Origin of the sequence: Paenibacillus campi, assembly GCF_034659835.1 — a bacterium.
GTDB lineage: Bacteria > Bacillota > Bacilli > Paenibacillales > Paenibacillaceae > Saccharibacillus > Saccharibacillus campi.
The window spans coordinates 1,304,259-1,315,920 of the sequence record NZ_JAXSQZ010000001.1 but is presented as its reverse complement, the minus strand read 5'-3'; the positions used below and the strand labels follow the sequence as shown (position 1 = coordinate 1,315,920).

The 11,662-nt window shown below is 46.6% G+C and carries 9 protein-coding genes; all 9 read right to left on the bottom strand.

Annotation, left to right across the window (positions count from 1 at the left end):
* Positions 1–112 precede the first annotated feature (112 nt).
* Entirely contained in the window at positions 113–1,441 is a 1,329-nt protein-coding gene (glnA, locus tag U1I11_RS05235) for a type I glutamate--ammonia ligase (protein WP_322904362.1), read from the bottom strand.
* Between the two features lie 24 nt (positions 1,442–1,465).
* Complete coding sequence (locus tag U1I11_RS05230; protein ID WP_017812459.1) at positions 1,466–1,879, bottom strand: MerR family transcriptional regulator; 414 nt, start codon at positions 1,877–1,879, stop codon at positions 1,466–1,468.
* Between the two features lie 1,034 nt (positions 1,880–2,913).
* On the bottom strand, positions 2,914–4,167 hold the full coding sequence (locus U1I11_RS05225; RefSeq protein ID WP_322904359.1) for a methionine gamma-lyase family protein: 1,254 nt from the start codon (positions 4,165–4,167) through the stop codon (positions 2,914–2,916).
* Between the two features lie 463 nt (positions 4,168–4,630).
* The gene (gene hflX / locus U1I11_RS05220) at positions 4,631–5,920 is read right to left on the bottom strand and encodes a GTPase HflX (RefSeq protein WP_322904358.1); all 1,290 of its coding nucleotides are present in this window, start codon (positions 5,918–5,920) and stop codon (positions 4,631–4,633) included.
* Between the two features lie 109 nt (positions 5,921–6,029).
* Positions 6,030–6,578: a ribonuclease FAU-1 family protein gene (locus U1I11_RS05215; RefSeq protein ID WP_322904356.1), complete on the bottom strand. Its 549-nt coding sequence runs from the start codon at positions 6,576–6,578 to the stop codon at positions 6,030–6,032.
* Between the two features lie 121 nt (positions 6,579–6,699).
* Positions 6,700–9,393: a PBP1A family penicillin-binding protein gene (locus U1I11_RS05210; RefSeq protein WP_322904355.1), complete on the bottom strand. Its 2,694-nt coding sequence runs from the start codon at positions 9,391–9,393 to the stop codon at positions 6,700–6,702.
* A 145-nt stretch (positions 9,394–9,538) separates the two neighbouring features.
* Complete coding sequence (gene hfq, locus U1I11_RS05205) at positions 9,539–9,781, bottom strand: RNA chaperone Hfq (RefSeq protein WP_322904353.1); 243 nt, start codon at positions 9,779–9,781, stop codon at positions 9,539–9,541.
* 88 nt (positions 9,782–9,869) lie between these two features.
* Positions 9,870–10,868: a tRNA (adenosine(37)-N6)-dimethylallyltransferase MiaA gene (gene miaA / locus U1I11_RS05200; RefSeq protein WP_322904351.1), complete on the bottom strand. Its 999-nt coding sequence runs from the start codon at positions 10,866–10,868 to the stop codon at positions 9,870–9,872.
* Positions 10,865–11,638, bottom strand: a complete 774-nt coding sequence (locus U1I11_RS05195) for a class I SAM-dependent methyltransferase (protein ID WP_322904350.1) — start codon at positions 11,636–11,638, stop codon at positions 10,865–10,867. Before U1I11_RS05195 ends, miaA begins: the two co-directional genes overlap by 4 nt.
* Positions 11,639–11,662: the final 24 nt, after the last annotated feature.

Here is an 11,662-nt window from a genome sequence, read left to right as displayed (position 1 = left end):
GATGATTTATTCGGAATTCAAATTAGGAGGTCAGCGATGGTCAGCGATTCATTTGCGTTTATTTTCAAAAGAAAAACCCCTTACGCCATAAGCGGCGCAAGAGGTTTAGTTATTAATACAACGTCATATACTGATCGCGTTCCCATTGGTGAACTTGAGTTCTGTACATATCCCATTCAATCTCTTTCAGCTCATAAAAATGCGCAGTGGCGTGCTCACCGAGTGCGGTGATCATCGTATCATCGCGCAGCAGCTCATGCAGCGCTTCTTTCAGATCGCCTGGAAGGCTTGGGATGCCTTCATCGATTCGCTCATCTTCGGTCATTATGTAGATGTTGCGGTCGATTGGCTTTGGCAAATTCAGTTGACGATCGATGCCGTCAAGACCTGCTCTTAGCATTACAGCCAGTGCCAGATAAGGATTAGCTGTTGGATCAGGGTTACGCAACTCGATCCGTGTGCTCAGACCACGGGAAGCCGGGATACGAACCATTGGGCTACGATTACTTGCAGACCATGCTACATATACAGGTGCTTCATAACCTGGTACAAGGCGTTTGTACGAGTTTACGGTTGGGTTTGTTACCGCTGCCATCGAACGGGCGTGTTTCAAAATACCCGCCATATAGTACCTTGCAATTTCGCTTAGACCGATTTCATCGCTTTCATCATAAAACGCATTGGTACCGTCTTTGAACAAAGACTGATGGCAATGCATACCAGAGCCGTTCATACCAAACAGCGGCTTTGGCATAAATGTTGCATGCAGACCGTGCTGACGCGCAATCGTACGCACGACGAGCTTGAACGTCTGAATTTGATCGGCAGCTTGCAAAGCGTTTGCATATTTAAAATCGATCTCATGCTGACCTGGTGCCACTTCGTGGTGAGAAGCTTCGATCTCAAAGCCCATTTCTTCCAGCGTAATAACGATATCACGACGACAGTTTTCACCGAGATCGGTTGGAGCCAGATCGAAATATCCGCCCTGATCGTTCAGTTCTTCCGTCGGATTACCGTTGGCATCGGTACGGAACAGGAAAAACTCCGGCTCAGGTCCGACCATCATTTCAGTAAAGCCCATCGCTTCTGCTTCCTTCAGATTACGCTTCAAAATGCCGCGTGGATCACCGGCAAATGGCGTACCATCCGGCATGTACACATCACAAATGAGACGCGCAACACGGATATCTGTTACCCACGGGAAAATAACCCATGTGTCCAGATCAGGGTACAGATACATATCGGATTCCTCAATCCGTACATAACCTTCGATGGAGGAGCCGTCAAACATCATTTTATTGTCGAGCGCTTTACCTAATTGACTAACTGGGATTTCCACGTTTTTGATCGCACCGAGCAAATCGGTAAACTGCAAGCGAATAAAACGTACATTTTCTTCTTTGGCAATACGTAAAATATCTTCCTTCGTAAAACTCACGCTACCCTCTCCTCTGTGGTCTGTTTATTTTTTGTTGAAGAATCGGGATAACTCCCCTTGGATAAGAGACACCTGGCCCGGACGTTTACCAGTGACCAGCTGCTGTTTAAGCATACGATGAAGTTGCGAATCTGACAATTCCCTACGACGTTCTTCCGTATCTGCCGTAATCACAGTAGCTTCCTCAGATTCTTTGGAAACCGGGTTCATCACCTGTTTGATGCCGGCGATATTTACCCCTTTCTCGATTAACGCTTTAATTTCCAACAAGCGTTCTACATCATTAAACGAAAACAAACGTTGATTACCCGACGTACGTGCCGGCACGATTAAATTATGTTGTTCATAATAACGAATCTGACGCGCGGACAGATCGGTAAGTTTCATCACGATTCCGATTGGGAACAGCGCCATATTTCTGCGAATTTCATCACCCATGTATTCATCAACCTTCCAATTGGCATTTTAGCATTGTGTTCTCTTGCTTCTATTGTACATATCCTGATATAAGACGTCAATAACATGTTAACTTAACTCACAATAATTTTATATCACGTTAACATATGATTAACAATGAAAAGACTAAATTTTTGTTTTGTTTCCGTAAGCTCTCTTTTTCACAGATTTATTATAACATCAGGTGGATTCAAAATGCACGCCGGGACAGCGAATCTATCTATTTATGTTACAACGCTTCTGCAAGATTGCCAGGTTTGTGCAGCAGCAGCTCCCAAACGACGTAGCCGTTTTCTTATATGAGCCAAATATTCGTCAAGTTAATCCAATTTTGTTGAAATTGCATCTATCTATGTTACATTGGCTGCATAATTGTCCTCTATAGCACAACGAACACTCTCACTGCGTTGTTACAGTTTACACGAATGCGTAATGAACACTGGCAACTGATTGTACGGTTACGATGAAAGCAGCTTATACACATTGATCGACTATATATTATATTGCTTTTAATTACGCCTCAAACAAGCGCTTCATCTACGATGAAAGTAAAATGAACATGTTATTCGCTTAATCTGTTTATGCCACTTAAAGCAAACGATTCGTCGAAATTACAAGCTGGATGCGTGTCGGCTATAGTATAACTATTAAAGCTTAATTACACCTATTCACATTTTATTATAGGCTAGCTAATGGCGCTGATTTTGATAGTTTACTACTTATAGAAATAATTAATGAACTTATATAAAATACCTATAAGCGAGTCAAAATGAGTAACTATTTACCCATATTAACAATCAAGTGACTACAGCAGTTACACGCTAATCGAAATTGGCTGTGGAAACATACATACGCCTATAATCGATAAATAAAATTTCCAAATATGCTATTTTAACAGCTTATCAGGCGGGCTTTTGTACGCCGTCCTTCATTTGTATCGCCATATCAATATCCGGACAACAATGAAGCTGTCATCCGGACGTTGTACTTTGTTGTAGATCGTATGCAGCGTCAGCTTATAACAAATCGCGTTCTAGCATCGTTTGCAATGCCATCAGCACACCCAGTTTAACATGTGAGTACGTAAGCCCGCCCTGCATATAACCGATATACGGCTCACGAATCGGCGCATCCGCAGATAGCTCCAAACTTCCGCCCTGGATAAATGTACCGGCAGCCATAATGACCGGATGTTCATACCCTGGCATATCCCACGGTTCTGGCACTACATGACTATCAACGGCGGCAGCGCGCTGAATGCCCTGTACAAATGCAATGAGTTGCTGTTCTTGTGTAAATGAAATCGCCTGAATCAGATCGGTACGCTGTTCACTCCAGCCTGGCTTGCTGTTAAAGCCGGCAAGCTCAAACATCGCCGCTGCGTAAATACTGCCTTTGAGCGCTTGACCGACGATCGTTGGTGCCATATACAAGCCTTGATAAATGCCGCGCGTCGTCCCCAACATCGCGCCCACTTCACCGCCGATGCCAGGCGCAGTCAGACGATAAGCAGCGAGTTCTACATAGCTGTGTTTGCCGCAAATGTAGCCACCTGTTTCAGCAATACCACCGCCTGGATTTTTGATCAATGAGCCTGCCATCAGATCGACACCTACTTGTGTCGGTTCTAACGTCTCGGTAAATTCGCCATAACAATTGTCGACGAAAATGACTACATCTTTGCGATACGAACGAATACGCTGAACCATCGTCTCAATATCGGCAATCGTAAACGAAGCGCGCCAGTCATAACCACGTGAACGCTGAATTCCGATCACTCGTGTACGATCATTTAACAGTCGCTCCACTTCATCCCAATCGACTTGTCCATGCTCGTTCAGCGCGGCTTCCTGATAACCGATCCCAAAGTCCGCCAGCGATCCTTTGCCATCGCCAGGCTTGCCGATCACTTTATGCAATGTATCATAAGGACGTCCGGTAATGTACAGCAGCTCATCGCCCGGACGCAGCACGCCGAATAATGCAGTTGCAATCGTATGTGTACCGGAAGCAAAATGCGGACGCACAAGCGCTGCTTCCGCACCAAACACATCAGCATACACCTGCTCCAACACTTCGCGTCCACGGTCATTGTACGCATAACCTGTCGAGCCAGCAAAATGATAATCGCTTACTTTATGCTTCTGAAAAGCTTCAATCACTTTCCATTGATTTGTGTCCACAATCGTATCCAAATTACGGACAGCTTTATCAATCAGCTGATCTGCACTGGCAGACCAGGCGGTTATTTTCTCATTAAACACAGGCATACTCGTCTCTCCCCACAATGATAGCCCGCCCCGAAATCGATTGGGCGGGCTCATTTGATCTATCTGTTCCTTCATTAATACGCTTTCGGAATAATGTTTATAAGTTATACAGATTTATTCTAATCTTCCGCAACGTCCATTCCTAGCTGGAACGCTGTAATGATTGTAGACAGATTCATAACATTAAAGATAGCATATTAGCGTAATCCGTACCAAGTTGCTATTGAATTTCATTATATTTGGTCAATAGCTTACTTTATCGCGCTTCATATTTTACACGCTACGATAGGATGAAGCAATTATTTATACGGATTGTCGTAATTTTGTCACTTTATCCATCATAATGTGATGAATATATACATCCATTACTCGAAGCGGCTTAACTTTGTACCTATGCTGTCCTATCGATTATCGCTTCGCTCGAGTTCACTATGACATGTGTCTAACCCAAATTGGCGTATGCTCAGCTACGCACTTCATAATCTTGCAAACGATAACCAAACTTCTCATAATCCGTTTTGTTCAGCTCTACCGTAAAAATAGCATCGTTATCTTCATACTCTTGCTCGATGACACTGCTAAAGCTGTACAGCTGTGAGATTAGATCGCCGCGATCCGCCGGAATACGGTACGTACGCTGTCCTCCAGCAAGCTGCTCCTGAATGAGCTGCCTAATCTGCTCCAGATCGGATGCGTTATATGCACTTACACGCAAATGATGACGATCCGCTGGCAACATTTCCAGTTGCGTCGGTGTGCACAGATCGATTTTGTTATACAACACAATCTGCTCCTTGCTGCCGGAACCAAGCTCTTGCAAAATCTCGTCTACCACTTTCATCTGCTCATCACGGCGCTCGGATGCAGCGTCAACGACATGTAAGATCAGATCAGCTTCATTCACTTCCTCCAAAGTCGCTCGGAACGCCGCTACTAGATCATGCGGTAAATTTTGAATAAAACCGACCGTATCGGTCAGCACAATTTCTTTGCCGCCCGGCAATTCTAATGTACGTGAAGTCGGATCAAGCGTAGCGAACAATTGATCTTGAATATAAACATCGGCATCGGTCAATTGCTTGAGCAATGTCGATTTGCCGGCATTTGTATAGCCGACTAACGCCACTTGTACAACGCCAGACTTTTTGCGCCGTTCCCGATACAATGTACGGTGACGCATCACTTCCTCAAGCTGACGTTTCAGATCGGTGATACGGGTACGGATATGGCGACGGTCGGTTTCGAGCTTCGTTTCACCCGGTCCGCGTGTACCGATGCCGCCACCGAGACGGGACAGGTTTTTGCCTTGCCCGGATAGACGTGGTAGCAAATAGCTATACTGTGCTAATTCCACCTGCAAAATACCTTCACGCGTTTTGGCACGCTGTGCAAAAATGTCCAAAATTAATTGGGTGCGGTCGATAATTTTGGCATCCAGATGTTCTTCCAAATTGCGTACTTGCGCACCGGACAACTCCTGATCAAAAATAACTGTATTTGCACCTAATGCTTCCAGCATGATGCGAAGTTCTTCCACTTTACCTTTGCCAATAAACCAACGTGTATCTGGTGTTTCGCGGTTCTGGGTCATCTGTTCTAGCACTTCTACACCAGCCGTTTCGGCAAGGCTAACCAGCTCCTGAATCGATCCTTCCGTATTCGTTCCGTTACGCTTATCCATCTGCGTAATTAGACTGACAAGTACGGCTCTTGCTTGTTGCTCGGTTTCTGTATTATGTGTTACCTGTTTCATAGGCATTCTCCTTCATGTTCGGGGTAGTTCAGGGTACGGTTTGGAAGATGGATCACCTGGCGAACAGGAAACTGCTTGCGCACGGTAACGATACTTGCTCCACTTATGCCTACGAATGATGCTCACGTCCAAACAAGCTGCGGCGATGTTTAAGCGAGAGCGGAAACAGTGGAAAGGCATGCGCATCGATCTGCTTTAGCAGTCGGCGTGCGGTTGCATGTGCCAATTGATAATCCTGCTGCGTAATGACACGGCGCCGTAAAGCATCGTCCAGCTCATCTTCATCGAGCAGGAAAATCTGTCCATCCTTCATCACGACGATATCAAGATACAGATCGTCAAACCACGGTACACCCTGATCGGTTATTCCCTGTGTTTTACAAATATCAATATACCATTCGATAATCTCCTGTCGATCATCAAACATAGCTGTGACTACATAGTTCGCATTTTCCGGGTAATACTGCATCCATGAATATTCGGCAGCAGCAATGCAAAATCTCCGGCCTCCGTAAATTTTGTATAATGGCTCGCGTAGTCGGTTCATATGGTACAGTGTCACATATCCTGTAAAAATACTGTTGTTGACATAGCGGCGAGTATAACTGCGTTGAATGACACGCCGCCAGTTCGCTCGATCTGCAAATTTACGTTTCATGGAAGCGTCCCTTTCCTACAAAGTAACTTCAGAATAGCATATTTGCATCGTTCGCTCAAAAAATTCCCGTAAAAAAGCCTCCAATCGCATCGATTGGAGGCTTAACAGGCTATGGATCAGCTTATGGTGTGGACGGTGGCGCTGTTGTCGCACCATCCGGTGACGTTGTCGTATTATCAGCACTGTCAGCTGGTGGGGTCGTCGTGCCTGGTGCAGTCGTTCCAGGCGTTGCATTATTATCTGTTTGCCCACTGCCGTTAGTACCGTTTTGACTACCATCGGTCGGCCCGCCTCCGTTATTGGCTGAACCATCACCCGGCCCAGGAGCAGAGCCGCCATTGCCTTTTCCATTACCTGGATTGCCATTACCCGGCCCGTTGCCTGGACCATTTTCCGAACCTGCGCCATTTTCCTCACCGGTAGGTGGAGTTGATGGCTCGCCTCCAGGCGGAACGACATTACCTGGATTGTCCGATTGCTCCGGACTGGCTTGCTCAATCGTAACACTAACCGTATTGGATGCATCAGATTGAGCACCGTCCGCTGTAACTGCTGTTACATAATATTGATACGTTGCACCCGGTGTGACCGCAGTATCGGTCGCTGAAGTGCCAGGCGCACCATTTGAAATAGCGGTAAACTCGTTTGCCGAACTTTCTTTACGATATACGGTATAACCGGTTGCGCCGTTCACAGCTTTCCATGACAGATTAACCGCCTGTTTTGCTTGATCATATGAAGCGTTCAAACCGGTTACGGTCGCCGGTGCCTGCGGCTGTTCTTGTTCTGGTGCTTCCTCTACCGGCGGCGGTGCTGCTTGTGCAGGTGGAGCATCAAAGTTTTGCACCGGATATCCTTGTAATGCAGGACCCATTACGGCTGCAAACATCGCTGCAGCACGTCCGCTGCCATCTTTGAGCAGATGCGTACGATTTGGCTGATCGTATCCCATCCAGACTGCTGCTGTCCACTCTTTCGTATAACCTGCAAACCATATATCACGGTTTGCACTGCTACGCAGCCCCGGAATACCGTGCTGGGTCGTACCGGTTTTACCGGCTACCGGGCGATCGATTTGCGCTCGTTTACCAGTACCGTTTTGTACGACATTTTCCAACATTTGCGTCATTTCGTCGGTCACTTGTTTGTCCAGCACACGCGTAGAATTCATATTGTTTTTGTAAATTTCAGCGCCGGTGCTATCGGTGACGCTTTTCACCGCATAGGCAGGCATATACGTACCGCCATCAGCAAACACGCGATACGCTTGTGCCATTTGCAGCGTATTCGTCCCTTTGCTCAATCCGCCGAGCGCGATCGCCAAGTTATGATCGGCTGAAGTCAGATTAAAGCCTACCGAATTGGCATATTTAATGCCTGTATCGATCCCAATCTGATTGAGCAACCATACTGCCGGAATATTGATCGAATCTTCCAATGCAGCTGTCATCGAGATCGATTGGGAATATCCACCTTCTAGATTTTTAGGACAGTAGTTATTAAAACATTGCTTTTCATTATTTAGCATCGAATTGGTGTTATACTCGCCACTTTGCAATGCCGGAGCATAGGAAATGATCGGCTTAAATGCAGAGCCTGGTTGACGATAACTTGTGACACGGCTGAAATTGCCCGCTTTGTAGTCGCGTCCGCCAAGCAAGGCGACAATGCCGCCAGTATCATTATTTACGATCACCATCGAGCCCTGCACTTTCACATCGTCCGGGCTTTTTTCAAACAACTTGTCATTGTTAAATGCATCTTCAAGCGTTTTTTGTGCTTTGGCATCCATCGTCGTGTAAATGTTGTAGCCACCACGGTTTAGATCATCCGCACTCAAGCCGGTTTCGTCCTCCGCCTCCTGCATCGCATATTCGATAAAGGCGTCAAACTGGGATTCCTTTTTCGGCGGCTGGTAATTGTAGACGACACTTTCCGCTTCCTTCTCTTGCGCTGCTGTAATGTAACCTTGCTCTTGCATAAGCTGCAATACGACCGCACGCCGTTGCTGCGACAAGTCTGGATTGCTAAGCGGGCTGTAACGTGACGGCGCTTTAGGTAAGCCTGCCAGCGTAGCAATCTGCCACAGCTTAAGCTGACTCAAATCGCTAATGCCAAAATACGTTTCTGCCGCTTCTTTAATGCCATACGCCCCAGAGCCAAAATAAATCCGGTTCAAATACGTCGTAATAATCTCATCTTTTGTCATTTTGCGTTCAATCGCCAGTGCGATCGACACTTCGGTCGCTTTACGGAAAAACGTTTTGTCCGTGTTCAAAAATACGTTTTTCGCCAGCTGCTGGGTAATCGTACTTCCGCCCTCTACAGCCGAGCGAGCGATCACGTCACGTACAGCTGCACGTCCAATTGACCATAAATCAACACCCTGGTGCTCAAAAAACCGTCGATCTTCAGTCGCGACAAACGCTTCGATGACTTCCTTCGGAATATCCTGATATTTAACCGGATCGCCCGTACGTACACTACGTTGCAAAATAAGTGTACCGTTACGATCATATACTTTTGTCGGTTCGCTTATGGCGAGTTTGTTGATGTTTGCTTCATAAATCTTTTCCCCGCTGACCATAATGAACAGGTAGGCGGCAAGCGCACAAAATATTCCCATTGCAGTCACAGCGAATAACGTCCAAAACACTCGCTTGCCCGTTATCCGTTTCTTTTTGTTCTTGCTGCCATTTCCCCCACCATTACCGCCGCCGGAGCCTGATGAACTTGTACGGTTCGGGCGCGCCGGGCGTGTTGTTGGACGACTTGGCTGGCTTTTGTCACTGCGGGATAGTTGCTGTCTTGGCATTGTTTATTCTGACTCCCTTTCGGTAAACCATGTAATGCATTTCGTCGCTAACATGCTGAATCGATAAGCGAAAGAAAAGAACAACCCTGAGAAGGGGTTGTCCAATTCTGTCTCTACATTAAACGATAGGCAAAGCACAAATGTTTCAATTCGTCTCGCTCTGATTATCCTGCATAAGGGATACGTTGCGGGACGGAGTAAACGTCGATACGGCATGTTTATAGATCATTTGCTGACGACCATCACTGTCTACCATGATGGTGAAGTTGTCAAATGCTTTAATTGTGCCACGAATCTGGAATCCATTTACGAGGTATACTGTCACTGGAATATTTTCCTTGCGCAATTGATTTAAAAAAGTATCCTGAATGTTAATTGACTTATTCATTGACCGTACCCCCACATGATTATTAATTCAGCATTACATAATGCTCAATTGGATAAAAAAGATGATCCCTGTTGGCGCTGGATGCGATTTAGGTTGTTGAAGTATATTCCCTGTCACGGTACAAAGTTCCTGCTACAATGTCATATACTTTATCGATATGTTCTTCTTTATTTGCCACATCAGTCACATCCACCCAGTGAATATCATGCATATGACGGAACCACGACAACTGCCGTTTGGCAAAACGCCTCGTATCGCGCTTGAGCAAAACGACCGCTTCTTTTAGGCTTGTGCCACCAGTCAGATAGGCAGCAATCTCTTTGTAACCGAGCCCTTGCATCGCTACCATTCCGGGGGTATATCCCTGATTCAGCAGATGCTGCACCTCATCCAGCAAACCTTCTTCCAGCATCTGATCAATCCGTGCTTCAATACGTTTATATAGCATTTCCCTATCCATTGTCAAACCGACGATACACAATTCGTATGGTGAAGTGCGGGTTTGACCGGCAAGCTGGTCAGACAGCTTTACTCCGGTTAAATGATGCACTTCCAGTGCGCGGATAATGCGTCTCTGGTCATTTGGATGCAGTCTGCCTGCGGTTTGCGGATCGATGGCGGCAAGGCGATCATGCAGCGCTTGTGCTCCATACTGCTCTGCATATTCGCTCTGTTGGCGCCGAAACTCCTCATCTGCACCGCTCTCGCTAAACTGAAATTCATAGCTGACTGACTCCACATACAAACCGGTGCCACCAACGATAAACGGCAGCTTATTACGGTTGCTAATGTCCGGAATAAGCTCCCGACAGCGCTGCTGAAACTCGGCAACCGAGAACGCTTCGCTCGGATCGTGAATATCGATCAAATGGTGAGGGATGCCTTGCATTTCATCCGACTTGATTTTGGCTGTACCGATATCCATACCACGGTACACTTGCATAGAATCACCGGAAATAATTTCCGCACCAAAACGTTTGGCTATTTCGATGCTGATCGCTGTTTTGCCGACAGCGGTCGGCCCGATTAATACAAGCAGCTTGGGCTTGTCTGTTGTGTGACCTGTTGGCCCAAACGCGGTATTCATGGGTAAATCACTCCATATTCTATTTTCGACTTTTTACGGCGGATACGCTGAAATCCGAGCCGTTCGTATTCAGGGCTATCCCATTTTTCCTTCAGCAATACCGCTTTGCGTGCTACGCGCACAGCATCAGCGATCGCTGCGGGCGCAAGTGCACCGTCATTGGCAAAATTGCGCAATGGCGCAATCGCTGACGATTCATGCACCGCCTCACGAAACATCGGATCAAAATAAACGATATCCATACTTTTATCCGGCAAACGGCTTAGATAAGCGGTATGATTCTCATTGACTACTTGGATACGCTGCATCGCTTCATCAAAAGGCTGTAGACCTGTTTTATGGCTTCGCAACCCTTCCGTTAACAACATCGATAGTGGCAAAGAGCTTTCCAGCGAAGTGACTAAGCCATTAGACCCAGTCGCCAATGCAAACACAAGCGAATCCGCCCCTAATCCTGCCGTGCAGTCAAGTATATGATCGCCAGGCTCCAACATTGCCGTACTGACCATCACGTCTTCTTCGCCTTTCAGCAGACGTTTAGCGCGTACAAATGCCATACTGGGATGAAAAAACATCGCCTTTTCCCCCGGCTGTACAAGCCGTACTTCATTTTCGACAATGACCATTACCGGTACATTGCCATGCTCGGCGGCAAGACGCGTCACCGATCGTCCTCTGCGTGGGACGAAACGTACAGTGAACTCCTTCGCCAGCTTGTGGGCACGCTCTAGCGTGGCTACCGAAGGCTCATCGCCTGTAGTTATCAACATAGTTTCATTCTCCATTCTTATGAC

What these genes read in the sequence shown, in the direction of transcription:
- U1I11_RS05230 (WP_017812459.1), bottom strand. Translation starts at nt 1,879, where the DNA reads ATGGGTGATGAAATTCGCAGAAATATGGCGCTGTTCCCAATCGGAATC.
- U1I11_RS05225 (WP_322904359.1), bottom strand. Translation starts at nt 4,167, where the DNA reads ATGCCTGTGTTTAATGAGAAAATAACCGCCTGGTCTGCCAGTGCAGAT.
- hflX (WP_322904358.1), bottom strand. Translation starts at nt 5,920, where the DNA reads ATGAAACAGGTAACACATAATACAGAAACCGAGCAACAAGCAAGAGCC.
- U1I11_RS05215 (WP_322904356.1), bottom strand. Translation starts at nt 6,578, where the DNA reads ATGAAACGTAAATTTGCAGATCGAGCGAACTGGCGGCGTGTCATTCAA.
- U1I11_RS05210 (WP_322904355.1), bottom strand. Translation starts at nt 9,393, where the DNA reads ATGCCAAGACAGCAACTATCCCGCAGTGACAAAAGCCAGCCAAGTCGT.
- hfq (WP_322904353.1), bottom strand. Translation starts at nt 9,781, where the DNA reads ATGAATAAGTCAATTAACATTCAGGATACTTTTTTAAATCAATTGCGC.
- miaA (WP_322904351.1), bottom strand. Translation starts at nt 10,868, where the DNA reads ATGAATACCGCGTTTGGGCCAACAGGTCACACAACAGACAAGCCCAAG.
- U1I11_RS05195 (WP_322904350.1), bottom strand. Translation starts at nt 11,638, where the DNA reads ATGTTGATAACTACAGGCGATGAGCCTTCGGTAGCCACGCTAGAGCGT.